This is a genomic window from Yoonia maricola (assembly GCF_002797915.1).
Lineage (GTDB): Bacteria > Pseudomonadota > Alphaproteobacteria > Rhodobacterales > Rhodobacteraceae > Yoonia > Yoonia maricola.
In genome coordinates this window covers 649338-675241 of sequence record NZ_PGTY01000002.1, presented here as the reverse complement: position 1 = coordinate 675241, position 25904 = coordinate 649338, and the positions used below count along the sequence as shown (strand labels likewise).

Genomic DNA, 25904 nt, shown 5'->3' with positions numbered 1-25904 from the left:
TGACACCTTGGAAACAGCCGCGCGCCCGACAGGCATCACCGCGAGAACGACATTGGCCAAGGTGGCCTGTATCTCTGTTGGTTTAACGGCCAGCATGAAGCGCGATTAACCTAGTCTCGCTCAGATTTCCTGCACCAAAGCCTTGTCGTTCTTCACATGCCGCGCAACCAGCTTTCTTGATAAGCGGCCCCTCGGGGTCGGGCGGGCCAATGGCCGCTCCAAAAACGGCACATCGCCGAATATCTGGATGATTTCCGCGCGCGCCGCTGGCGACATGGCCTTCATCGCTTCACTGCCCGTGTACAGCGTCTCGGCCAAAGCACCCTCGACCAGAATAATTTCGTGGTCGTCGCACATGACATGAACATAGGTCACCTCATCCACATCTTGTGCAATGTCCACACCCGGCAGTTCCAACAGATGCTTGGCGTGCACCAGCACTTCGGTTTCCTCAAACATCCGCATGGCGATCTGCGATCTGACAAAGATGCGGTGCTGTGGCGACACAAGCAAATCACGCGCGGGAACGCCCGTCGCGAATGCGCCCGCTTTGATACGGATCGGGTGGAGGTGGGGGTGTTCTATCAACTCAGCAGCACTTAGCGAACGGGAGCCGATCCACCGGACCGGCTGTACCCCGTGATCCAGCGTCATAACCAAATCACCCGCGCAAAGCGTCTCTATCGCGACTTCGCCCGCATCAGTTTGCACCATCGTACCGGCAGCCAAGCAGACAAACGACGGATAAGGTGGCGCCCCGGTGCCGGTTGAATTGCCGGTTGTTCCAGTAATGCTGAACGTGGTCCCTTCAGGTATCGGCCCGGTCAGCGTATAGGCCGTCGTCGACAAACCGTTACCCGCACCCACGCCTGGCGGATCGAAACGCAACACGATGATCTGCACAAAACCACCATCGGCATCAGGAACGTCGGTTGTCAGAATAAACTCATTCTGCACCTGCGTGCCCGACGGATAGGTAAAGCCGTTAACCGTCAGCTCTTCAGTCAGAAACTGAAGCCTATCTGTGTCATCTTGGAACAGACCGTCTTCCTGATCATCGATCGAAATCGTCTGGGCGTCTTCGGTGCCAATCGTAAATGTATCGCCGTTTTGTCTGTTCCCGTTTGTCTGACTGGTAATAATCGGTGTGCCGGGACCAAGCAGATTGCTTGTCGACCAGATACCAAATTCAAAAATCGCCATAAGTGAACCCTTTCACAAACGAAGACGTATTTCGTGAACACATTTCGAAATCTTTCGCATCTTAGCCGACGTTATCCACGTTGCCTATGGCGGTGTGACATCACAGGCTCAATCCATCGACTTTGGTACCAGCAGGACCCGGATGTGAAAAGGGCGCCCTCACGGGACGCCCTTTACATCAATTAAGAGTGGCAGGTTCAGCCCTTCTTCAAACACTCACGCCCCAACAACTCGGCAATCTGCACCGCATTCAACGCCGCACCCTTGCGCAGGTTGTCGGACACGCACCACAGGTTCAGACCGTTATCAATTGTGCTGTCCTGTCGGATACGGCTGATGAATGTCGCAAAATCACCGACACATTCAACCGGGGTGACATAGCCACCGTCTTCGCGCTTATCGATCACCATCACACCCGGTGCCTCACGCAGGATATCGCGTGCTTCATCCTCATCAAGGAACTCTTCAAACTCGATGTTCACGGCTTCTGAGTGACCGACAAAGACGGGTACACGCACACAAGTGGCTGTGACCTTGATCTTAGGATCAACGATCTTCTTGGTCTCAGCGACCATCTTCCACTCTTCTTTCGTCTCACCGCTATCCATGAACTTGTCGATATGCGGGATCACGTTGAAGGCGATCTGCTTGGTGAACTGCGTGGGCGGCTTGTCGTCGGTGGGGTTGTACATCGACTTGGTCTGGTCCCACAGCTCATCAATGCCGCCTTTGCCGGCGCCAGACACAGACTGGTAAGTGCTGACGACAACGCGCTTGATCGTCGCACGATCATGCAGTGGCTTGAGCGCCACAACCATCTGTGCTGTCGAACAATTCGGGTTGGCGATGATGTTTTTCTTGGCATAGCCGTGGACGGCATCGGCATTCACTTCCGGCACGATCAATGGCACGTCCGGGTCATAGCGATAGAGCGAAGAGTTATCGATCACAACGCAGCCCGCTTTCGCAGCCTTGGGCGCGTAAATCTTGGTCGCGTCCGAGCCAACGGCAAACAGCGCCATATCCCAGCCTGTGAAGTCAAACGTATCAAGGTCTTTCGTCGTCAGTGTTTTCTCGCCAAAGCTCACTTCCGTGCCCAGCGATTTACGGCTGGCCAGAACGGCAAGCTCATCAACCGGGAAGGCCCGTTCTTCGAGGATGTTCAGCATTTCGCGGCCCACGTTTCCAGTGGCGCCAACGACGACGATTCGATAGCCCATTTGGCTGCTCCTTGTTTCAGATGCGCCCCTTTACCGTGTGGGTGGGGTAAGGGGAAGGGGGTGTTGAAATGGGAGCAGGTGCTGCGGGTGCGCCATACCCAAGATCACACCCACAGATGACCTGTGATGGCTTCGTTATTTCTTAACTCACTTGGCATAAACAAATTGCCGAAGGGGTCAGGTATGAAGACAGCACTATTCATAACGCTGGCCATGGCCACGGTGATCGCGTCACCGATGCTGGCCCTGGTCGCACAGGAAAAACCGGAACAGGGTGAACTCGCGCTGGTGATTGCGTCACCCTTTGGCTTGTCGATTGACACAATATTAGGCGCTACGGACATGACAGACGTTTACCCTGAACGCGCCCCGATGGGTGCCTTTGTGCAATTGGATACAGCGCACAGCTATGACGTGCTGGTTGAAAACGGGGCGTGGCTTATCCTGCGCGGAGAAGAGATTTTGAAACTATGCTAAAGACAAAAACATCTTACGCAAAGACCTCAGGCTGGTCATCTGATGAACGCTTTGTGCAGCACGTCGCAAACTGGATATTGGTGCCCGTACCCGCCGCCGCGGCGTTTTTCTTAAACGATCTGACGACGTGGTGGATGTTCGCAGTGATCGGGTTGCTTTTGGGCGTAGCGGTCAATGCAACATCACTGCTTTCGGCGGCCATGCGGGATTACGTCATCAGCTTTTGCTTCATCGGACATTGCATCCTGTTAACCTCTGCTCTTGCGGGGCACCCGTGGCAGATCGACTCGCATATGTTGTTCTTTGCCGCTCTGGCCATCGTCTCGACACTGTCCAACGCGCGCGCGCTGATCTTCGCGACAGGATTGGTGGCGGCCCATCATATCACGGTCAGTATATTGCTGCCCCAGCTTGTTTTTCCAGGCGGGACAATCACCGAAAACCTGCAACGGGCCTCTATACATGCCGCGATTGTTTTACTGGAAAGCAGCGTGCTGTTAGTCAGCCTGCTAAAACGCGCCACGGCCGAAACCGCGCTGGAAAAGGAACGGGGCGCCCTGCAGGAACAAACCGCAATTGCCAATCAATCGCGCGAGGCTGCCAAAAAGAAGCAGGACGATGCAGAGGTTGTCGTAGACACATTGCGACGTCACCTCCAAGACCTGTCGCAGGGCAATTTGAACTGCCAGATCAGAGCCGCCTTCCCGAAAGATTATGGACAACTGCAGGATAGTTTCAATACAGCGGTCACAGGACTGGGTGAAGCGATTGGCCAAGTATCCCATGCCGCGGCCAATATCAAAACGAACGTCACAGGCATGAGCCAGTCTTCTGAAGATCTGTCACAACGCTCAGAAACACAGGCGGCGACGCTGGAAGAAACGGCCGCAGCGCTTGAAGAACTGACAGTATCTGTCAATCAAGCGGCAAAAGGGGCGCAGAGCGCGAAAACCATTGCGATGAATGCAAGACAAAACGCCGAGGAAAGCGGCAAGATTGTCGGCGAAGCAATCACCGCAATGCAAGCGATTGAAGCGTCGTCGGATCAGATTTCCAGTATCATCGGCGTTATTGACGATATTGCCTTTCAGACAAACCTGCTGGCATTGAACGCCGGTGTCGAAGCCGCACGCGCGGGCGAGGCCGGTCGCGGCTTCGCGGTCGTCGCCACCGAGGTACGCGGGCTAGCCCACCGGTCCGCCGATTCCGCGACTGAAATCAAAGTGCTGATCGAACAAAGCTCTCAACAGGTGCGCAACGGCGTCGAATTCGTCGGCAAGGCTGGCGAGGCGATCAGCGGCATTGTGGAACGCGTGACCGAAATCACCACGGCGGTCTCAGAAATTGCGGGCGCCTCCGAAGAACAGTCGCGTGGACTAAACGAGATTAACCTTGGTGTCAGCGACCTTGATACAGTGACACAGCGGAATGCAGCAATGGCGAGCGCCCTGACATCAAGCGGACATGAGTTGAATGCCTATGCAGAAGAGCTATCCACACTTGTGCAAAAGTTTCAGCTTGAGGCAGGTCAGGGTCGTTTACGGCAAGCGGCGGCATAGGTCAGAACCTCTTTAACCTGTACCATCACGCTGCATCTTCGGTCCGCGCCCTCTAGACACGCAAAGTACGCTGCCTAGACTGGCACGATGACCGCAGGACAAACGCCCCAATTTCGCGACCCTGCCCCGCGCGGGCTGTGCACTGACTGTGGCGTATCAAGAATGGCTGACCCATCCGCCTGCGGCAAAGCCTGCCAATTTATCAAACCCGACTACCCCGGCAGCGAAGCCACCATCCATGGCCGCGCGGCGAAAAGCGACGGCGACGAGCGCTTCTTTGGCGTGACCCAAGCCATGTACCGCGCCGCCCTTACCCCCGCCCGCGCGGGGGCGCAATGGACTGGGCTAACCACCCGGTTTGCAGAACGATTGCTAGAAACCGGCGCCGTCGATGCCGTCCTCACGATGGTGCCGGACAAGGCAGATAAATGGCGCCCCCGCCCTGCCATCATCACTGATCCCGCCGACATGCAACACGCACGCGGCATGCGGATGGGCTATGCCCCTCTGCTCGCGTTGCTGGAACCCGCCCTTGCCGCTGGCCACCGCAAGATCGCCGTCATCGGCATCCCCTGCCAGATTTACGCGCTTCGCGCGATGGAGGCAGAATTGGGGTTTGACCGCATCTACGTCATCGGCACCCCATGTTCCGACAACACCACGACAGAGAACTTCCACAGCTTCCTTGCGCGCCTCACCAACGCACCCGAAACGGTCACCTATCTGGAATTTCGGGCAGATTATCATGTCGAACTACGCTTCACCGATGGCAGCCAGCGGCTGATCCCCTTCCTCAAACTGCCGCTATCAGATCTGCCGCCCGACTTCTTCCCGACCACTTGCCGGACCTGCGTGGACTACACCAACCGTCTGGCTGACATCACCGTGGGCTATATGGCGGGCGAAGGGGACCAATGGCTGATCATACGCAATGATCGCGGGGCGGAAATGCTCCAAAGCCTCGGCGATGAAGTCACCCTTTCACCCCCCGGATCACGGGGCAAACGGGCCGGATCAGTCCAAGGTTTCGTCGAAAACACCAAGCTCGCGGCGGGCGGGCTGCCTCTGCGACGCATGCCAAATTGGCTACGCGGCGTGATGGGTTGGCTCATGCCCCGGATCGGACCAAGAGGCCTCGAATTCGCCCGCGCGCGGGTCGAAATGAAAGCATCCGAAACCATCCTGCACCTGCGGCGCGAAGAACCAGCAAAGATCAAGAACATGGTGCCCGCGCACGTCTGGAACCTCGCCCGGCCTTATGGGCTGGAACCCGCATCGGGCGAGCAGATCAAAGATGATCAGTCTGAGTCTGCCTGAAAAGCGCCAGACAATTGAATATCGTCAGCTTGATCTACTGTCCGATACCTAGGTTTATCCCAAAATATGACCAATCAGCACTCCTTTGGTGTCCCTTATTGCCCCGCGCTCAAACTGGCAGCGCCGTTGTCTGCCGTACGGTACGCAACGCAAACGATGACTGCATCTGCGCCACCCCCGGTAATGTCGCCAGATAGCGGCGGTGAATGCGTGCGAAATCCTCGGTGTCGCCTGCAACAACTTTCAGCAGATAGTCCGCCGTGCCCGCCATTAAATGACATTCCAACACATCCGGCACCCGCGCGACCGCCTTTTCAAAGGCGTCCAACACCTCATCCGCCTGCCCGCTGAGCGTGATCTCGACAAATACGGTCGTCGGGCGACCAACTTTGCGTGGGTCCAACAAGGCCACATAGTCGCGGATATACCCGTCTTTTTCCAACCGCTGGACCCGTCGATGACAGGCAGAGGCGGAAAGATTCGCCAAATCGGACAGGTCAGCATTCGACATGCGACCTTTCTTCTGCAGAACTGCGAGGATTCGGCGATCAATGCTGTCCAGTTCCATTTGGCGCAAATTCCTTCGAGAAAACATATACTCTGCGCGAAATCCTACCGAAGTTATCGCAAACAGCCAAGACATCGACCCATGAAATTGCGCAGGACCAGCGGGATAGTCAGCCCAAAGTGAGGGAGGACCAGATCATGCACATCGGATGCCCGACAGAAATCAAGCCACAAGAGTTCCGCGTTGGCCTAACACCAAACGCCGCACGCGAAGCTGTGAACAACGGCCATAAAGTCACCATGCAAGCAGGTGCCGGCACTGGCGCAGGGTTCACTGATCAGGACTATACCGACGCAGGTGCAGCGATTGCAGACACTGCTGCGGAAATCTTTGAAACAGCCGAAATGGTTGTAAAAGTGAAAGAACCACAAGCGATTGAGCGTCAAATGCTCCGCGAAGGGCAGATTTTGTTCACCTACCTGCACCTTGCCCCAGATCCCGCACAGACCAAGGACCTGCTGGAAAGCGGTGCCACCTGCATCGCCTATGAAACCGTGACTGACGATCATGGCGGCCTGCCCTTGCTGGCCCCAATGTCCGAGGTGGCGGGGCGGCTGGCACCGCAAGTCGGTGCATGGACCTTGCAAAAAGCCAACGGCGGGCGCGGTGTTCTAATGGGCGGCGTGCCAGGTGTAGGTCCGGCAAAGGTGGTCGTCATCGGCGGCGGCGTTGTCGGCACACATGCCGCCCGCATTGCGGCGGGCATGGGGGCCGATGTCACGGTGCTTGACCGGTCTTTGCCCCGCTTGCGTTATCTGGATGATACCTTTGGCGGGCAGTTCAAGAACCGCTATGCCAGCGCAGGCAACACGATCGAACTGGCACGCGCCGCAGACCTGATCGTCGGCGCGGTGCTGATCCCCGGTGCCGCCGCCCCCAAGCTCATCTCGCGCGCGCAACTATCGGAACTGAAATCTGGTGCGGCCCTCGTTGACGTTGCCATTGATCAGGGCGGATGCTTTGAAACGTCCCACGCGACCACCCACGAAGACCCGATCTATGACGTGGATGGGATCATGCACTACTGTGTAGCGAACATGCCGGGGGCCGTTGCCCGAACGGCAACGATCGCGCTCGGCAACGCCACCATACCCTTTATGCTGGCTTTGGCCAATAAAGGCTGGCGACAAGCCTGCGCCGACGACCCGCATTTGCTGAACGGGCTGAACGTGCACGCAGGCCAACTGACCTACGCCGCAGTCGGCAAGGCGCTGGGGATTGATGTGCTACCACCGGCGGCGGCTTTGAAGACTTAGGTATTGCTGGCGGCGAGTGGTCAAACCTTGCCTTAGCCCATCGCCGTCTATAGCGTCACGTTTACCTTTTACGGAACGCAAGACATGCCAAAGATCGACGTCAACGGACGGTCCATCCACTATGTCACCGCCGGGTCCGGGCCAGAGACCATCGTGTTCTCGCATGGCTATCTGATGAGCCACCGGATGTTCGCGGCGCAGATTGAAGCGCTCAGCGCCACCTACCGTCTCATCGCCTTTGACCATCGCGGGCATGGGGGCAGCGGGCCATGCCATCAACCTTTTGGCATCTATGATCTGGTGGATGATGCCGAACAGGTGATCGATGCGCTCTGCGATGGGCCGGTGCATTTCGCAGGCATGTCGACCGGCGGTTATGTCGGGATGCGCCTGCTTTTGCGGCGCCCCGATCTATTTCAGTCGCTGATCCTGATGGACACAGGCGCGAATGCAGAAAGCAAGGCTTCGCTCCGGCAGTACAACCAGCTTTTGTTCCTTGTGCGGCTTGTCGGTATCCGGCCTCTTTTGGGAAAAGTCCTGCCACTGTTGTTTGGGCAAGCCTTCCGCAACGACCCGACACAGCAAGATGCCTTCGCCACATGGAAAGCTGATATCGGCAGGTTGGACCGCACCTCGGTCCGGCAATTCGGGCGGGCGATATTTGACCGCGATGATGTCCGGGGGGAGTTGCAAGAGTTGGACACTCCGCCACCCACCCTGATCATCGTGGGTGCAAAAGACATCCCCACGCCGCCCGCGACAGCAGAAGAACTGCAAGAGGTGATCAAAGGATCAGAGTTGATCGAAGTTGCCGACGCGGGGCATACCTCACCTTTGGAGCGGCCGGTTGTTGTAACCGAGGCGATCACCCGATTTCTCAACCAGCAGACGTAGAAAGGGCCCGCTTTTGCAAGCGAGCCCTTGATAAATCGTCGGATGGATCAGGCGTTGGCCTTTAGCGCATCGCGGATTTCGGCAAGAAGCTCTTCGGCTGTTGGGCCCTTTGGCTCTTCTGGTGCCGCCTCTTCTTCTTTTTCGGCAGCATCTTTGACCCGGTTGACCATTTTGACCAACATAAAGACGACAAATGCGATGATCAAAAAGTTGATGATTGCCATCAAGAAATTACCCACGGCAAAGACGGAAATTCCGGCCTCTGTACAGGCAGCAACAGATGCGCATTCACCCTCGCCCAGCACATAGAACCAGCCCGAGAAATCAATCCCGCCGGTAAACAGCGCGATAATCGGATTGATCAGATCACCTACCAGCGATGTCACAATCGCTGTAAAGGCGGCACCAATGATGATACCAACGGCCATGTCCATGACATTGCCTTTCGCGATGAAGTCTTTGAATTCGTTAATCATGTGTAGTCCCCACTGTTGTTACCTTGCACGCGGTTCTGATGTCCGCTGCGCAATTATGCACAGTGTTACCAACATCAGCCCACAGTTCCACCGGTTTTATTTGTCGCAGCATCACTTAATTCGAGAAAATAGAAATTCTTACAAAGGACTTTGCCGCATGGCCGATCTTTCAGCATTCCCAATCACCACACGTTGGCCCGCCAAGGACCCATCCGTGATCCAACTTTATTCCTTTCCTACGCCCAATGGCGTGAAAGCTTCGATCGCCTTGGAGGAGATGGAGATGGCCTATGAGCCGCATCTTGTCACGTTGAGCGATAAAGATGTGAAAAGCGACGCTTTTCTTTCAATCAACCCGAACAACAAAATCCCGGCAATCATCGATCCGGGTGGGCCAGACGGACCTATCGGGATTTTCGAAAGCGGGGCGATACTACTTTATCTTGCTGAAAAATCAGGAAAATTTATTGGTGCAACCGCATCAGACAAAGCTCAGATTACTCAATGGCTGATGTTCCAGATGGGCGGCCTTGGGCCAATGCTGGGGCAAATGGGCTTTTTTTACAAATTCGCAGGGGCCGACATTGCAGACCCCCGCCCGCGCGAACGCTACCGCGACGAAGCAATGCGCCTGCTCGCCGTTCTGGACAAGCAGCTTGAGGGTAAAGATTGGATCGTTGGGGACTATTCCATCGCCGATATGGCGATTGCACCATGGGTGAACGCGCTGGAATTCTATGGGACCAAGGATGTGGTCGGCTATCACAACCTCAAAAATGTACCCGCCTACGTTGAGCGGTTTTTTGCGCGTCCGGCTGTGGCGAAGGCCAAGAACATCCCGCCCCGCCCATAAGGCGCCGGGACAAACCCGACCTAAGGCAAAGGGCCCAGCGCGAAACTGGGCCCTTTTCTGGTTTTATGCATTGGCACCAAAACCGGGTGCCTCTGGCCAAGCCCGCGCGCGCACTTCGGCAAAACTGTGCACTTTCAAAATACGCCCATCGCGGAACACAGGTTCAAGCGCGTCGGCACCCAGCGGGATATTCGCGGCAGGCCGCGCCACGAAAGCACCGCTATCACTGCGCATCGCACCCTGTTTGCCTTTCTTGGACCGCTTCGCGCCATTGGCAGTCTTTGGGTCCTTAAAAACATCGTGCCAGGCACCATCATAGAAAATGGCCGACGCCTTCATCGCATAACCAAAGCTATCGCGATCAACCTTCTGCAACAGACCACCACCCATACCAAAGGCGATATTCCCGATGGCGAGGCCGCGCGCGATCATTGCATCCATGATCGCCACAATAGAGCCCTTATCGACACCATCGCCCTGAATGACACGGACCTTATCGTTCAGCAAACGATAGCCATTGGCAGTGGTCACATAGCCAAACTTGGCCATCAGCGCCTCGATCACATCCGGCACAATCTCAACCGGGTCGCCGCTGTCAGGGCGCACGATCAGCACACCATCACGGGCCAGCACCGCTTCCTTCAGGGCATCCCCCCAATAGTCCTTGACCGCGCGCATCAGATCATAGCTGTCGCTGACACAGGCAATCAAACCCGCAGGGTTGGCTGCCAGAAAGCGGCGCATCTGATCCAGCTCTCCGGCCTCGCCTGCGGCAGTCATGGTGCTGTGTTCGCTGGCAGGGATCGAAAACCCAGCCATATCAGCACCATAGAAGTTGCGCGCATAGACCAGGCCGGCAATGGTGTCAGTGCCAAATGAGTTCACAAGGTGGGCCGCACCACCGATACCGGCAGCTTCATTGCTGGCCGCACCGCGGGCCCCAAAATCGTGCAGCTTGAACTCTGCCCCTGCCTGGCTACCGTCGGTTTGCTCTAAACGCGCGCGGATCATGCCAACAACATAGTGTGACAGGCTGCCCACGGTGGACGGATACCAAACAGCACGCAGCAATCGGGTTTCAAGATACGACACCAACCAATAACAATTCGGATCAGTATTCTCGATCCGCAATTGGGGGACAGAGACAGGCGCCAAAGTGCCCTCTGGCATCGCCTCGATAAGCACAGGCAAACGGCCATTGTGCGCGTCGACGATATACTGCCAGCCTTCAATGAACACATCAAAACCGTGCGCCTTCAGGAATGGGGCGGCCTCATCCAGCATGTCTTGGGTCACAGCCTGCCCGGCCAGCTTGGCCAACTCAATCTGCAAGCCAAAGAACATCACCTGATCAATCGGACCCCACGCGCGGCGCGGTTCGATGTAAGACGACACAAACTTGGTGCCTTCGGGGTATTGGCTAAAGTGGGACAGTTTATAGCTGTCAGTATCGAAAATCAGATTGTCGATGGCGACAGGGTTGTCAAACAGCGCAGCAGCGCCAGTGCTTTGGTCTTTCATTGTCCTGTTCCTCCTCGGATTTGGACGGTGTGACATGCTGCGGACCTCCCGCAGCATGGTGGTAAAGACATGGTCTTACCGGTCTTAGCTTTGCGCCATCAGGATTGACGAATACGCAAAAGGTACATCAGGCACGAGGGCCTGGATGATATCAAAGTGGTCCTCAAATATGTTGTCAGGCGTGATCTCGGTGATCGGCACCCACCGGGCTTGGGCCGCGTCGCTGCCGGATTTTACTTTCTCCAGTTTCGGGCGATCTTGCAGTTCGAACACAAAGGCCTCGGTCCGCACCCACCCTTTTTCTGACCGTTCGGGATGGTCAAACACTCGCCTTTCGCGCAAACGGCCACGCATCGCACCTTTGGGCATATCAAGACCCGCCTCTTCATAAAGCTCGCGGATAGCCGCATCGACGGCCTGTTCGCCGCGATCAATATGGCCGCCGGGCAGCGCCCATTGCCCTTTTCCGGGCTGCATCTTGCGCTGCACCATCAGGACATGGCCAGACTGCACAACAATCGCGTCAGCGGTGTTGACCGGGATCGGATAGCCAAAGATGTCTTCGGCCTCTTGGGTGCGTGCGCGATAGCTCATCACGAAAGAACCTTCATCGCGCACGGTTTCCACCGCATCCGAATGGTTCTTCATCCACGACAGGACAGGCGCGATCTGCTTCAAGCCAAACCGGCTTGCGACCCGGCCGGTATCATCGCCATTGCCAAAGAACAGCGCCTGACGCACATCCGTGGCGCTGACAACCACACCCTCATGCAAATGTGGGTCGGCAGGCAGCATGTCCCATGTGGGGAACCAAGTCAGATAACGCGATGACTTATCCTTATCAAAACCGGTCAGAACGATCTGCGTCGTATCAGGGTCCAGCCCAGCCTTGCGCATGTGCAAGGTCACAGCAGTGCGCACATTCACTGTCCACGCGCGATCATTATAAAGCGTGTCAACCAACGGCAACGTCGTCACCGGCTTGTCCGCGTCAGCGGTGCCGGTGCGAATAAACTGCGCACGTTCGTTATATGTGAAAGGGTTTTTCCAACTGCGTGGGCGGTAGGCACTGCCGACAAGCATCAGAATGCTATCTGTCTGGGTCAGCGCGTTCTGCACGACCGCAAGGTGACCTGCGTGAAAAGGTTGGAAACGGCCGATAAAGACGGCGAGCCTGTGTTTGATCGTCATAACGTGCGGCCTCCGCAACATGTGTAAGTCAGCCAAGACCTCCTTGGCGTGGCTTTTAAGTATACGATACGTTGGGCAATGGCCAGCAGATTTGATGCAAAGCGGCCCCGCGCTATGCGCATAGCTTACCTAAGGTGCTGCAATCGTTATAAAATCATATCCGCGGCTGGCCCTGACCTATGGCAAGGTCCCGTTCAACACATAGTGCAAGATCTGCACCACCTGCTGCGGTTCTTCCACGACAGCCAATGCCGCGGCATCCACCTCTTTCAATGGGTGCTGATGCTCGGCACCATGCATGACAATCAGTGACTTACCCAAGGCCGCAGCATAGCCCGCATCAAAAGCCGCGTTCCATTGCTTATACTTTTCACCAAAACGCACCACGACGATATCAGCGTTCTCAATCCCGTGCCGCGTGCGGATCGCGTTGAGGTTGGCACCCTTATTGTCGTGCCAGAACTTGTTCGGCTCCGCCCCCATGATCGCGACCCCGCAATCGTCAGAGGCCGCGTGATCGGTCACCGGGCCGTGAAATGTCACATCCAAGCCGGTTGCCCCTTGGGTGATCTGATCACGCCAATCTGTGTGGATTTCACCAGAGAGGTAAATCTTAAGGGTCATATCAAGGCTCCTTCACGTAAGTTGTTTTAGAAAGTAGGCCCGCGCGGCAAGAAGACCAATCAAAGGATTAAAGTTATCAACGGGCATCACATGCGCGTTGCGCTTGAGAATCTGCGGTCGCGGGAACAGCATCATAAAACCCGCGCACTTCCCAACCACCAAAGCCCGCAAGGCGCCAATCGGGATACACCGTAAATGTAATGGCGTTTTGGTCATTACAGAACGCAAACATCGCGTTCTCTTTATTGGGATCACCGACACGAGCGAAATCAGGATCAGCGCTCAGCTCTAAGCGCAGGTCACGCAATTGCTGCGCCACAAGATCAGGTGGCAAAGGAATAAGCTCATCCCAATAAGCCGCTGTCGAAATCGCGCCGTTGACCCACTCAAATACCGGGCGTGATGTATCCGCCAGCCTGATCGCACAGCTGCGTTTGCTAACATCTGACTGGGTAGCCGATTTATCCAACAGCAAATATAGCGGAACGGTATTACTAACAAAGATCGATACATGACGATCCTGAAACGGTTCATCTAGCAGGATCGCTTGCCAATGCGAGGACAACACTGGATCGCCCGTCTCAACCCAATTTCGACATTCCGCAAAAGTATCCGTGATTGATGTTTCGGCTGTGGAATCCTGCGCCATAACGGCGGTTGACAGACCAACAAACACAAATGCGCTCAAGCAGATAGCCTTCATCTATACCTCTCAATCCGCGCCGGCGCAGCTTCTCAGAACAGCAGATCTAGGCGCGCAATACACCGCCGGTGGCTTTGCTGACCTTCTCAACAATCTTGGCGCTAACAGCTTCAATATCCGCATCCTTCAACGTCTTGTCTTTCGGTTGCAAACGTACGGTCAGGGCAAGGGATTTCTTATCTTCGCCCAAGGAGCCGCCAATAAACTCGTCAAAGACGCGGACATCAGTGATGAGTGCTTTATCGGCGCCAACCGCGGCGTTCACCAGCGCCAATGCCTCAACCTCAGCATCAACCACAAAAGCAAAATCACGTTCGACCGCCTGCAAATCCGTTGCCGCCAAGGCAGGACGGGTTGCAGATTTCTTCTTGGGCACCGGTACTTCGTCCGGCCAAATCGTAAAGGCGACCGCAGGCCCCTTGATATCCATATCGCGCAACACTTTTGGGTGCAATTCGCCGAAGATACCCAGCACCTTCTTGGGCCCAAGACAGATTTTGCCGTGCCGCCCCGGGTGCCACCAGTCAGGCGCGCCACGCAGAATTTGTACTTTCGCTGGCGCGCCAATCGCGGTCAGGATCGCCTCGGCGTCCGCCTTGGCATCATAAAGATCAACTGGGCGCGATGTGCCATGCACATCTTTTGGCCCGGTTCGCCCGATCAGGACTCCAGACACCAATGTGTGCTGCTCACCCGGCTCGCCCCCATGAAAGCCCGCGCCGACCTCGAATAGGCCCATGTCCATGAACCCCCGCGCCTGATTGCGGGCCGCCGCACGCAGCAAACCGGGCAACAGGTTCGGCCGCATATGCGACATCTCTGAACTGATCGGATTTTCCAGCATGGTTGCATCGTCGCCACCGCCAAAGAGTTTGGCCGCCTCAGCGTCAATGAAGCTGTAGGTCACACATTCATTATACCCCAGCGCAGCCGCTGTCCGGCGCGCGGCCTGCTGACGGGATTGGCTCGGCGTCAGAATCGGCTTGGGCACGCCCGCGTCAATGCGCGGCAGCGGCTTGCCTTCCAGCTTGGTCAGCGACGCGACGCGCGCAACCTCTTCCACCAGATCGGCCTCGCCCTGCACGTCAGGACGCCATGAGGGCACTTGCGCCATATCGCCATCCATCCGGAAGCCCAGATCAGTCAATGTGCTGCGTTGGGTCGCCTCGGGAATATCCATGCCGACCAGCGATATCACCCGCTTGGCATCCAATTTATACGCGCGGGACGTATCGGGGACGTCTCCTGCCTGAATAAGCTCAGACGCTGCACCCCCTGCATGATCAACAATCATGCGCACGGCATGTTCCAGCCCTTCCGGCGTGAAAGCCGGGTCCACCCCACGCTCAAACCGGTAGCGCGCGTCGGAATTGATTTTAAGCGCGCGACCCGTGTAAGCGATCTGGATCGGATCCCAATAAGCGCTTTCGACAAAGACGTTCACCGTGTCCTCGGTGCAGCCAGTTTCAAGCCCACCCATGACACCGGCGATGCTTTCGGGGCCAGTGTCATCCGAGATCACCATCTGCCCCGCTTGCAGCCTGTATTCTTTGTCATCCAATGCAACCAGAGTCTCACCCCCGGCGGCGCGATGCACACGCAGGTTGCCATTCACCTTGTCGGCGTCAAAGACGTGCAGCGGACGATTCAGGTCATAGGTGAACCAGTTGGTCACATCGACGAGAAAGCTGATCGGACGCAGACCGATGGCGCGCAGCTGTGCTTGCAGCCAGTCAGGGCTTGGGCCGTTCTTGACACCCTTGATCAAACGAACACAGAAAATTGGGCACCCATTCAGCGTATCGTCATCAATGGACACATTCATGTCAGACTTGAAGCTGGCTGAAACCGGATCAACCGAGATCGGTTTCAACGTACCAACACCGCGCGCCGCCAAATCACGCGCCACGCCGCGCACGCCCAGCGCGTCGGGGCGGTTCGGGGTAATCGCGATCTCGATGACCGGATCGACCTTCTCGGGCTTGTGGGCGGCCAGCCAATCGGTAAAGCGGTCACCCACCTCACCCGACGGCAATTCGATGATGCCGTCGTGCTCTTCGGACAGCTCCATCTCGCGTTCGGAACACATCATGCCATAGCTTTCGATGCCACGGATTTTGCCAACGCCAATGGTGGTGTCGATGCCGGGGACGTATGTGCCGGGGCTGGCGATGACGACTGTGATACCCGCACGGGCATTGGGCGCGCCACAGATGATCTGGGTCGGGCCATCGGCGGTGTCCACCTGACAGACCTTCAGCTTGTCGGCATCGGGGTGCTTTTCAGCGCTTAGAACCTTGCCGATAGTGAAATCCGCCAGACGTTCGATGGGGTTTTCGATACCTTCCACCTCAAGCCCAAGATCGGTCAGCGCATAGGCGATGTCCGCGACAGAGGCGTCGGTATCAAGGTGGTGTTTCAGCCAGGAAAGCGTGAATTTCATCGGGAAGAACCTGCGGGTTAAATCTGTTGGGATGGGATTAGCGGATATCGGGACGATGGGAAAGGGGCGCGTCGGGGAGAACCCCGACCTACGGATTGCGCATGATTGTAGGCCGGGGTTCTCCCCGGCGCACCGAGTTACAATTCCCGCCCAGCCAAATCCTCGACCAGTTCGAAATGCTCAAACACCAGCATCATTTCGGGGTGAAAGCCGCCGTTCCGCTTGAAATACGCTTTGTGATCCTTGCGCCAACCCACAAGGCTGTCGTTCTCACCCTCGGCCAACGCCATGTCTTCGGTCACGTCGCAATAGCGGATTTCCTGCACGTTGGTGGTGCGGATGACCAGCGCGGGCGTACCGTCCCAATTCGCGGCGATATCACATCGGCCCACAACCGGCATCGCCTCAGGCTCGCCGTCGAAGTCAGAAAGAGCGCCGCAGGTCGCGGTTTTCTTGCCTTGGCGGACAAGGGCGATCAGGTGCTGGCAGAGTGCGGCGCTATCGCCGAACTTGAACGTGCCCGCACCGGGGTATGTGTCTTGCAGGTCTTCGGTGTCGTGGGTCATTTGGCGGGCCTTTTGACGCGTGGGTTTCACCCACCCTACAGTGGTTTGACGCGGAACGGGAGGGCAGTGCCCGGACCTCGGGGGGGCGCACCGACATGCATGATGTGGGGAACGCCCACTTCATTGGTGAGGGTCATGTTGTTTGCGGCGTCGCAAAAGCGCCCTCCCCATGGGAGAGGTCCGGGCGCTGCCCGGCGAGCCGGGCGGGAATTCTGTCAGATGGGGTAATCAATGATCTTGAACGAGCGAGTCATAACCAGCCTACTTTCTTCGTTCTTTCCAATACTCATGGTAAGCCACGAAGAATGGTAAAGCTAGCGCCATCGACGCAACGACCCAGATCAAAACAAGAAGCCTAATCGTAGCAGGATCGCGGGGAGCATTTTCTGATATCCAATGCATTTGGCCGATTGATAAGAAGATGATCAGTAGGCCTTGCCACCATTTGAGCTGCGATACTCTATCGTAACACCAATCGTAGTACGCCCCTAGCCAGACACCAAACAGGTACATCTACCGCGACAACCCACCATGCAATGTCGGCTGATCCAACGCCGCGAACCCATAGTGCCGCAGCCACCGCAGGTCGCTGTCAAAGAACGCCCGCAAATCAGGGATCCCGTATTTCAGCATCGCGATCCGGTCGATGCCCATGCCAAAGGCAAAGCCTTGCCATTGGGTCGGGTCGATCCCGCCTGCTTGCAGCACCTTGGGGTGCACCATGCCAGAGCCCAGGATTTCCAGCCAATCATCGCCCTCGCCCACTTTCAGCGTACCGCCTTCCCATGAACAGCGGATATCGACCTCGGCCGATGGCTCGGTGAAGGGGAAGTGGGACGCGCGGAAGCGGATATCGACGTTGTCGACCTCGAAGTAGCTTTTGACGAACTCTTCCAGCACCCATTTCAGGTTGGCCATGCTGATGTCCTTGTCAATCGCCAGCCCTTCGACCTGATGGAACATCGGGGTGTGCGTCTGATCATAATCCGCGCGGTACACGCGACCGGGGCAGATGATGCGGGTCGGCGCGCCTGTGGCCTCCATCGAGCGGATTTGCACCGGCGACGTGTGGGTGCGCAGCACATGCGGCGGGCGGTTATCACCCGGTTTGCGGTGCGTATAGAACGTATCCATCTCGGCCCGGGCCGGGTGGTGGCCGGGGATGTTGAGTGCATCGAAGTTATACCAATCGCTTTCGATCTGCGGGCCCTCGGCGACGCGAAACCCCATGTCGGCAAAGATCGCGGTAACCTCTTCTGTCACTTGGCTGATGGGATGCACCGTCCCCCGCGCACGCCCGCGCGACGGCAGGGTCACGTCCAGCCATTCGTCTTTCAGCCGTGCGTCGAGCGCAGCATCCGCCAACGCCATTTTCTTGGCAGAGAGGGCCGCGTTAATCTCATCCTTCAGCGCATTCAGTGCGGGGCCAGCGACCTGCCGCTCCTCGGGTGTCATCTTGCCCAGCGCGCGCATCTGCAAACTGATCTCGCCCTTTTTGCCGACGGCCTGCACGCGCAGGTCTTCAATCGCGGCTTCGTCAGCGGCATCAGCAATCAAGCCAAGGTATTTCTGTTTCAGATCGTCCATCGGGCGCCTCTTGCAATCGTCCCAGCGGGGTTAGCGAAATGCCCCGCTGGTTGCAAGCACAGCACCGCTGTCTGGGGTGATGCATTTCGTAAAGAAGACAAGACGAAACACTGTCGCGCACCCACCAACTTGACTTCCCATGATGGCAAACATATCCGAATGTCTTTCCTGCCATACATGATTGCAAACGGGCTTGGGCATGTCACACTCTATCATTGATCTTTCCCAAGCATCCCCCGTTGGTTCGGGCAGAGAACATCTGGTTTATCAAGATCCACATGATCCGCAGCGTCTGATCAAAGTCCTCAGACCGCAAGCCAAACGGCAAGGGCTGCAGCGGCCATCGATCCGGCGGTATGGGCCATTGCGTGTGTGGCATCTTGATATCAGCGAATACCTGACCGCTTTGAACCACCTCGGGCGGCACTGTGAACACCTCGCGCGTCCTTATGGGTTCTGCGAAACCTCAGAGGGGCTTGGGTTCATTGTGGAACGTATCGCTGGAGCGGATGGTGGGCTGGCGCCGATGTTGCGCACGGTTGTAAACCAGCTGGACGGTGATCAAGCGACATTCGATGTGCTGTGGAAGGCGGGGCTCGCGCTCTTTGATAATCTGCATGCCGCAGGCGTCGCATGGAAAGGGATGAGCCTGAACAACGTCGTCGTTGCTGGCAAAAAAGAGACCCCCACACTGGTTGTAATTGACGGGCTGGGCGAGACCCCAATGATCCCGCTGGTACAGATGAGCGACAGGGTGTTTACCCTCCAGCATAACAGGCAAAAGAAGCGCTTCTTTGCACAGCTTGAAGCGCGTTCACCGTCGCAAGCGATCTGAGGCTGCGCGCGATACGACGCGCTGCTGGCCGAAATGAACATCTGGGAACAAAAGGTTTAGCCGCCGCGCAACAGCCGTGCCAGTTGGACCGGCACCGTGATGCGGGCCAGTGGGCCAAGATCACCAAGCGCCAAGTGTGGGAAAATCTCGGCCAGCTCTGCTTGTGTCGCGCCCGCCCAACCTGCTGCCTTATGGGCTATTGGGTAGTAGCTCTCGCTCCAGAACCCATGGCTTTCGACAATCTGATGGGTGTCAAACAGCAGGTGGTGATACGTGACCTTGCGACACGGCACGCGGCGCACGTCCTGGTCGTCGATCAGCGCTTTGGCGGGGACAAGTACTTCGGCCTCTGCGAACAACAACTCAGCCTGCCAGCCTGTTACCAGCACCCGGTGCTGGGGTGACACGGCGATATCCTTGCGCGCGCCATAGCGACCTGCCGCGATGGTCACCGGGGCAAGATGCCCCATGCCTGACACCGTCTGGCACCCTGACCAACGCACTGGTTGCGCACCATGATCGCGCGTCAGGACAAGATCACCTGCCATGATATCCTCTACCCGGACCGGTCCGTCCGGCGTCATGATGTCAGTGCCTGTAACAAAGCACGCCAAGCCACTGTCGCCCGGCGAGACATCGGTAAACACCGCGCTTCCGGGATCAGGCTGGTTGAACTGGATCGATGCACCCACGGTATTGGGGCCAGTTGGCGTCGGGATATTGACCGACACAACCGATCCCGCCGCCCCGGTCGCCGCCGCGACCCCGCCGCTGGCCACGATGTTCTGCGTCCCGCCACCAATATCGTAAAAATCAATCAGCGTGTTGGTATCAACATTGGTTAGCGCATAGGCCTCGTAGTTTATCGCGCTACCGCCGTCAGGGTCAGTCAGGCGGATCGGATAATTATCTGCCGAGATCACATAGACCCGTTCGCCATTATCAGGGTCAATCACTTCGGTGATCAGCCCGTCATCAAGACCATCCTGCAAATTCACCTCAAGCCCGACCGACCCATTCGCCTGATAGAACCCAACGGTGAAATCAGCGGGATCTTCGTTGGCGCCAATTGCGACCTCAAGAAACTCTGCCACATCAGTGCTCGCCGCATAGGCATCTGAATAATGAAGTTCGCTGATACGTGCCATGCGGCAGACAATAGATAAATCATCGGCACGATGCACGTTAGAATATATGGACAGCACAACGAGCCCGGCGGCCCAAAGGGGCGGCCCGGTTATCACTGCAAAAGAGCCTTGTTTATAAGATCAAGAGGGGACGGGCCCGTCACAAACGGTTTCTGAACCCGACGGGCGGTTTAAACGCCTGTCGGAGCAATCGCCAAGCTCTGCACCCAATGAGGGGGTGGTCTGAGAGCTTTGAGCGAAACCTGATCTTGGGTCGTGGCCTGCATAACACACCACGGGGCTGGATATCCAAGGCAGACCCTACACGGGGCTGCTTTTCCAAAGAGTGAAGGCCCCGCCCGGTGCCGAGCAGAAAAAAGTTAATAAATCGCAGAATAGATCGGCGGCGTACCGCGTAGTCCACCTGAGCACCCGCAAAACGGCGGAGCGCACCGTATCAAAAAGTGGATAGATCATGACCAACACATTTGCTGTAAAAATTGACACCCGCCCTGCCTTTCAAACCCGCGCGACGCGCTGTGCTGTATCACCTTTGGCCCTGATGCTGGGGCTGCTGGCCTATCAACCTGCGGTCGCGCAAGAGGTAACCATTGCGGCTGGCGAGACCCGCGCAGATCAGGTTGTTCTGGATGAGGACGGTGGCAACCTGACCATTGAAGGCGAAGGGGTTGATCCTGACACGGGTGACCCGCTGGACCCCGGCCTGTTGTTTGTCGTCGGTGAAAACGCTGTAGAGGCGAGCGGCGATGATGTGGTGATCCTGAACCAAGGTAATTTGGCCGGCGGCGGCACCGATGTGAATGTCGTCAATGCAACCGGCGCCAACGCGGAAATTAACAATACGGGCACCCTTGCCATGGAAGGATTGGGCTCAACTGGTGCCGTCGTCAATGCGACCGGCACCAACGCGACAATTAACAATACGGGCGACCTTGCCACGATTGGCTTGGACGCAAATGGGATCGTCGCAACCGGCGAAAATAGCGCAGTCAACAACGCGGCAGACGGAATCATTATTGCACAACAAGGCGACGCGATGAACGTTGCGGGCGCGGGAACCACGGCCGCCAACAATGGTAGCATCGAAGAACTTCAAGACATTCCAGGCCTCCCTTCTGAAACCGCGAACAACGGTATGGTTGGGGCCGAGGATGTTGAAAGCCTGATCAACAATGGTGAGATCACGCTGACCGGCGATGGCGCGGGCATGCTGGCCACTGACATCGAAGGTTTTGAACGTGCCGCCGACGATCCGCTGATCATGACCAACACCGGCGATATCAGCATGAGCGGCGGCAGCGGCAAGGGCATGGTCACCAATGTCAACGGCACGGTTGCGACGAACACCGGCAGCATCACCACAAATGGCATTGGCGCGGCTGCGATGCAGGCGCAGGCGGATGACGTCGTTGAAATCAACGAAGGCGAGCTGACTACCGAAGACGACAATAGCAATGGTATCGACATCGAAGGTGATCGCGCTGATGTCGATAACGCCGCAACTGGCACAATTGACACGTCTGGCGCAAACTCTGCCGGGGTCTCGGTCGTTGGCGTCGACGCTGACGTCGACAACGCGGGCCGCATCACTACAACGGGTGAAGGCTCTGACGGGATCGTCGTGGATGGCGCGAACGGGAACGTCAACAACGCAGTAGATGCAATTATTCAAGCCGATCAGGGCAATGCCATTAACGTGTCCGGTGTCGGCACGCAGGCCACAAACAGCGGTATCATCTCGGAAAGCGAAGCGGCCCCTGAGGGCGCTGCCAACAACGGTATGGTCGGGGATGAGACGATTGTAGGCCTTACCAACGAAGGCGCAATCACGCTGACAGGCGACGGTGCAGGCATCGTAGCACTCGATAGCGGCAGCGGCATTGTGCGTGACGCGCCGCTGACACTGACCAATACCGGCACGATCAACATGAGCGGTGGCAGTGGTGATGGCATTGTCACCGATATTGATGGCACGATCACCACCAATACCGGCAACATCACCACGAACGGTGATGGCGCGTCTGCGATGCAGGCCCAAGCTGATGATGTGGTCGAAATCAACGAAGGCGAACTGACAACCCAAGATGACAATAGCAATGGCATCGATGTTGAAGGTGACCGCGCGGATGTCGACAACGCAGCGACAGGGACAATTGATACCTTTGGCGATAACTCTGCCGGGGTGTCTGTTGTTGGCGATGACGCTGCTGTCGATAACGCGGGCGCTATTACGACGGCCGGTATCGGTTCTGATGCGATCAACGTGAACGGCGACAATGCTGTGATCGACAACATCAGCGGCGTGCAAACCACCGGTGCAGACAGCGACGGGATCAGTGTCACAGGCAACGACGCCGAGGTCATCAATGATGATAATGGCACAATCAACACCCAAGGCGACGGATCGCGCGGTATTGTCGTCGACGGTGATAACGGCTTCGTGAACAACGATGGGTCCGTCACGACGGGCGGTATCGACGCGGATGGCATCAATGTATCCGGCGTTGGCAGTGACATTTCCAACGACGGCGCGATTACAACAACCGGGGCCGATGCAGAAGGCATCGTCATGAACGCCGGTGAGGGCGCTGATGCACCTTTTAATTTCGATGACTTTAATGACGTTGAGTTTAACGGTGGCTTCATCTCAAACGACGGCAGCATCAGCACGCAGGGTGCTGGTGCAGAAGGCATCCTGGCCGCAGGCGGTACCATAGTTATTTCCAACGAAGCGACCGTTGATACAGTGGGTACTGATGCATCTGGTATCGTTATTGATGCGGCTGTGGGTGTTCTTTCGAATAGCGGTAACATCACCACAACTGGCGACGGCGCTAAGGGTATTTCTGTCACCACAAGCTTTGAAGGTATCATCGACTTTGGGGATGGCACCGACTTGGAAGAGACGTTGGGTGATGAGATCATTGCCGGGGCATTCAATAGCGCCGAGATTGCGACATCCGGAGCGGATGCCGACGGGATCGTGGTTGACGGGGCCAGTGCACTTGCCGTCAACGCTGGTGTGATCAGCACAGAAGGTACTGACAGCGACGGGATCAATGTGACCGGCGACAATGCCCTGATTTTGAATGGGTTTGACGTAGGCGAAGAGGATGCCGCATTTCTTGAAGGCATTGGCATTACAACCGAGGAAGATAATTCCCGCGGTATTGCCCTGACGGGGAACCAGGGCATGATCATGAATGAGGCCGCAATCACGACAAACGGCGCATTTTCCCACGGGATATCCGCTGATGGAACAGCCAACGAAATTGTCAACAATCAGTCCATCAACGTCAACGGCAGTGCCAGCAACGGGATCGACTCGTTTGGCGACGACGTTCAGATCATAAACAACGCTGCCATCGAAACGAACGGTTCAGAGGCGAGCGGTATCTTCTCATTCGGAGCAAACGCCATCATCACCAACAACCAATCGGTCTCAACCGAAGGTGACTCAGGTGCAGCAATCACCGCCTTTGGCGACGCAGCTCTGGTGACGAATAACGCTTTGCTTGCAACCACCGGACAGGATGCGCAAGGCATCTTTATCACTGGCGAGGATTCAGTTGCCGTCAATGAGGCGACCGTCATGACGCAAGAATTTGGCGGAAACGGTATTCGCGCTGGTGGTGCCAACTCTGATGTCGACAACAACGGTATCATCACGACAGAGGGTGAGGTTGCCGCAGGCATCATTTCGACAGGCGCAGCCAGCGACATCGCCAATGCGGGCATGGTTGCGACAGCTGGCGAAGGGGCCACTGGTATCGACGCATCTGGTGCTGGCAGCAACGTCACCAATACCAACGCCGTCATGACCACAGGCGAAAACGCCGATGGTATCGCTTTGGCCGGTGGTGGTCTGTTGTCCAACATCGGCAATGTGATCGTGTCCGGCACCGGGTCAGACGCGGCGGCGTTGGACAAAGAAGGCACTACCCTTGTGAACACGGGCGTGATGCTGACGGCCGGTGATGGCCTTGCCGCGGTTGTGCGTGGTGGCGATGGCGCGCAGTTTGTCACAATGGCCGAAGGGGCACAGTTTGTCGGCATCTTCGATCTAGCTGGCGGCGTTGGCGATACATTCGCGCTGGAACGCGGTGTTCTGCCTGAAGACATCTCTTGGCGTGTATCGACCTTTGGTGTCGAAGAGTTCGACATCGATGATGCCTATGACGCTCAGTTCGTTACTTTTGGCGACGACCAAACCGATGTGATGCGCATCGAGATGACTGCCCCCTCTGCCCTGAACGAAGCCACGGGTACAGTCGCCGACAGCACCCGCGAGATGATTGCCAGAAATGCAGGTCAGTCTGGTGTCTGGGCCTCCGCCTTTGGTGGTCAGCAAACCTATGGCGAAAGCGGCACTGCCTTGGCCTATACAGCCGACCATACCGGTGTTGTGGCCGGCTACGAAGGCACCTTCTACGGCCGCGATCTTGGCTTTGTCGGTGGCTTTGCCAATAGCGAGATCGCAACGGATGTGAGCGCCTCCAGCGTTGATAGCGAAAGCGTGTTTGGTGGGACTTATTTCACCGAACACCGCGAGAACGGGTACTATACCTTCAACATGCTGGCCGGGACGCAAAGCCACGACAGCAGCCGCATCGTGCTGGATACAACCATCACCGATGGTCTGGAAACAGCCGAGGCATCCTTTGACAGCACCTTTGTCAGCGCCGGGGTCAGTGCCGCGGGGTTCTTCCGCCAGCTTGGCGCGTTCGAGCTGCGCCCCTCTGCCGCGCTGACATATACGCTGGTGCAGTTTGATGCCTATGAGGAAACCGGCACGACCGGATCAAACCTCAGCGTCGATAGCCGGACAGCACAGACGTTGAACGGGCGTCACACGCTGGCGCTGGGCTATAGCAGTGGCGCGTTTGATGGGGAGTTGCGGGGCGGCATCGCCGGGCGGCTTAGCTCTGAAGGTGCCTTTGAAGCTGAAATCACACAAGTCGGTGCGGCGGGCGTTGTTACCAGTGATGCGTTCTCTTTTGACGCCACTGACAGCGATACGTTCTTTGGCGGGTTTGTCGGTCTCGGTGCAACCTTCGCCCAAACTGGCGGGCTGAGCCTGTCGGGCGATGTGGAGTATATGTATGGGTCAGACGACGCTGAAGCAGTCAGCGCCGGGCTCAGCGTGCGCTATACATTCTAAGCGCACGAGGAGCAGCGTCATGCGGTCATCGGCAGCCAAAAGTGATCGCATGACGCCTGTTTTATATTTGGCCCAAGCTACCCTGCTTTTTTTTTGCAAAAATTCGCAAGATCAGCGACGGAAAGCGCGGGCTGTCGCGTTCGATGAGCATAGACAAAGACTTCAAAAGGTCATCACGCACATAAAACACAAGATACTGGCCGCGCTGGCCGCTCTCGTCCCCACAATCAGCGCGGTTTTTGCCGAACCTGTTCCCACTCACTCACTGACATGTTCGACAATACCCAGAGTGGCCTTGCATA

Annotated in this window: 20 protein-coding genes; 8 read left to right on the top strand and 12 right to left on the bottom strand. The window is 56.9% G+C overall.

What is annotated here, in order from left to right; translation table 11 throughout:
- Nucleotides 1-120: 120 nt before the first annotated feature.
- Both BC777_RS13500 and BC777_RS13495 read right to left on the bottom strand, forming a co-directional pair.
- Nucleotides 121-1203: a Hint domain-containing protein gene (locus tag BC777_RS13500; RefSeq protein WP_100368683.1), complete on the bottom strand. Its 1083-nt coding sequence runs from the start codon at nucleotides 1201-1203 to the stop codon at nucleotides 121-123.
- A gap of 197 nt (nucleotides 1204-1400) precedes the next feature.
- Nucleotides 1401-2423 (bottom strand): aspartate-semialdehyde dehydrogenase, encoded by a 1023-nt coding sequence (locus BC777_RS13495; RefSeq protein ID WP_100368682.1) that lies wholly within the window; start codon nucleotides 2421-2423, stop codon nucleotides 1401-1403.
- Nucleotides 2424-2606: 183 nt separating this feature from the next.
- Here BC777_RS13495 and BC777_RS13490 point away from each other — a divergent pair, with 183 nt between their 5' ends.
- The 3 genes from BC777_RS13490 (at nucleotide 2607) to BC777_RS13480 (ending at nucleotide 5776) form a co-directional block, all read left to right on the top strand.
- Entirely contained in the window at nucleotides 2607-2900 is a 294-nt protein-coding gene (locus BC777_RS13490; protein ID WP_100368681.1) for a hypothetical protein, read from the top strand.
- Nucleotides 2894-4459 carry a methyl-accepting chemotaxis protein gene (locus BC777_RS13485; protein WP_100368680.1) on the top strand — a complete coding sequence of 522 codons (1566 nt, stop codon included), beginning with the start codon at nucleotides 2894-2896 and terminating at the stop codon, nucleotides 4457-4459. The genes BC777_RS13490 and BC777_RS13485 overlap by 7 nt, the downstream gene beginning before the upstream one ends.
- Nucleotides 4460-4546: 87 nt before the next feature.
- Complete coding sequence (locus tag BC777_RS13480) at nucleotides 4547-5776, top strand: Coenzyme F420 hydrogenase/dehydrogenase, beta subunit C-terminal domain (protein ID WP_100368679.1); 1230 nt, start codon at nucleotides 4547-4549, stop codon at nucleotides 5774-5776.
- Nucleotides 5777-5885: 109 nt separating this feature from the next.
- On the opposite strand, the gene BC777_RS13475 is transcribed toward BC777_RS13480, so the two are convergent.
- Nucleotides 5886-6344, bottom strand: coding sequence for an Lrp/AsnC family transcriptional regulator (locus tag BC777_RS13475; RefSeq protein WP_100368678.1), 459 nt, complete (start codon nucleotides 6342-6344; stop codon nucleotides 5886-5888).
- Nucleotides 6345-6481: 137 nt separating this feature from the next.
- Here BC777_RS13475 and ald point away from each other — a divergent pair, with 137 nt between their 5' ends.
- Together ald and BC777_RS13465 are read left to right on the top strand one after the other, a co-directional pair.
- Complete coding sequence (gene ald, locus BC777_RS13470) at nucleotides 6482-7600, top strand: alanine dehydrogenase (RefSeq protein ID WP_100368677.1); 1119 nt, start codon at nucleotides 6482-6484, stop codon at nucleotides 7598-7600.
- 84 nt (nucleotides 7601-7684) lie between these two features.
- A complete protein-coding gene (locus BC777_RS13465) occupies nucleotides 7685-8494 on the top strand; it encodes an alpha/beta fold hydrolase (RefSeq protein WP_100368676.1) in 810 nt (269 codons plus the stop codon).
- Between the two features lie 47 nt (nucleotides 8495-8541).
- Here BC777_RS13465 and mscL read toward each other — a convergent pair whose 3' ends face one another.
- Nucleotides 8542-8970, bottom strand: coding sequence for a large conductance mechanosensitive channel protein MscL (mscL, locus tag BC777_RS13460; protein WP_100368675.1), 429 nt, complete (start codon nucleotides 8968-8970; stop codon nucleotides 8542-8544).
- Nucleotides 8971-9127: 157 nt separating this feature from the next.
- Between mscL and BC777_RS13455 the strand changes: the two genes are divergently transcribed.
- Nucleotides 9128-9823 (top strand): glutathione S-transferase family protein, encoded by a 696-nt coding sequence (locus BC777_RS13455; RefSeq protein WP_100368674.1) that lies wholly within the window; start codon nucleotides 9128-9130, stop codon nucleotides 9821-9823.
- A gap of 63 nt (nucleotides 9824-9886) precedes the next feature.
- Here BC777_RS13455 and BC777_RS13450 read toward each other — a convergent pair whose 3' ends face one another.
- The 7 genes from BC777_RS13450 to pheS all read right to left on the bottom strand — a co-directional run bounded on the left by BC777_RS13450 (nucleotide 9887) and on the right by pheS (nucleotide 18458).
- Entirely contained in the window at nucleotides 9887-11344 is a 1458-nt protein-coding gene (locus BC777_RS13450; RefSeq protein WP_100368673.1) for a nicotinate phosphoribosyltransferase, read from the bottom strand.
- A gap of 84 nt (nucleotides 11345-11428) precedes the next feature.
- Nucleotides 11429-12535 carry an NUDIX domain-containing protein gene (locus tag BC777_RS13445; protein WP_100368672.1) on the bottom strand — a complete coding sequence of 369 codons (1107 nt, stop codon included), beginning with the start codon at nucleotides 12533-12535 and terminating at the stop codon, nucleotides 11429-11431.
- A gap of 177 nt (nucleotides 12536-12712) precedes the next feature.
- On the bottom strand, nucleotides 12713-13159 hold the full coding sequence (locus BC777_RS13440; RefSeq protein WP_100368671.1) for a YtoQ family protein: 447 nt from the start codon (nucleotides 13157-13159) through the stop codon (nucleotides 12713-12715).
- Nucleotides 13160-13235: 76 nt separating this feature from the next.
- Complete coding sequence (locus BC777_RS13435; RefSeq protein ID WP_168769165.1) at nucleotides 13236-13847, bottom strand: hypothetical protein; 612 nt, start codon at nucleotides 13845-13847, stop codon at nucleotides 13236-13238.
- 61 nt (nucleotides 13848-13908) lie between these two features.
- Nucleotides 13909-16305 (bottom strand): phenylalanine--tRNA ligase subunit beta, encoded by a 2397-nt coding sequence (gene pheT / locus BC777_RS13430; RefSeq protein ID WP_100368669.1) that lies wholly within the window; start codon nucleotides 16303-16305, stop codon nucleotides 13909-13911.
- A 137-nt stretch (nucleotides 16306-16442) separates the two neighbouring features.
- Complete coding sequence (locus BC777_RS13425; protein WP_100368668.1) at nucleotides 16443-16871, bottom strand: ASCH domain-containing protein; 429 nt, start codon at nucleotides 16869-16871, stop codon at nucleotides 16443-16445.
- 513 nt (nucleotides 16872-17384) lie between these two features.
- Entirely contained in the window at nucleotides 17385-18458 is a 1074-nt protein-coding gene (pheS, locus tag BC777_RS13415) for a phenylalanine--tRNA ligase subunit alpha (RefSeq protein WP_100368666.1), read from the bottom strand.
- A 199-nt stretch (nucleotides 18459-18657) separates the two neighbouring features.
- Here pheS and BC777_RS13410 point away from each other — a divergent pair, with 199 nt between their 5' ends.
- Entirely contained in the window at nucleotides 18658-19293 is a 636-nt protein-coding gene (locus tag BC777_RS13410) for a YrbL family protein (protein WP_100368665.1), read from the top strand.
- A gap of 56 nt (nucleotides 19294-19349) precedes the next feature.
- On the opposite strand, the gene BC777_RS13405 is transcribed toward BC777_RS13410, so the two are convergent.
- The gene (locus BC777_RS13405) at nucleotides 19350-20441 is read right to left on the bottom strand and encodes a Hint domain-containing protein (RefSeq protein WP_100368664.1); all 1092 of its coding nucleotides are present in this window, start codon (nucleotides 20439-20441) and stop codon (nucleotides 19350-19352) included.
- Between the two features lie 454 nt (nucleotides 20442-20895).
- On the opposite strand from BC777_RS13405, the gene BC777_RS13400 reads away from it, so the two are divergent.
- On the top strand, nucleotides 20896-25602 hold the full coding sequence (locus tag BC777_RS13400) for a beta strand repeat-containing protein (RefSeq protein WP_100368663.1): 4707 nt from the start codon (nucleotides 20896-20898) through the stop codon (nucleotides 25600-25602).
- The last annotated feature ends 302 nt before the right edge of the window (nucleotides 25603-25904 follow it).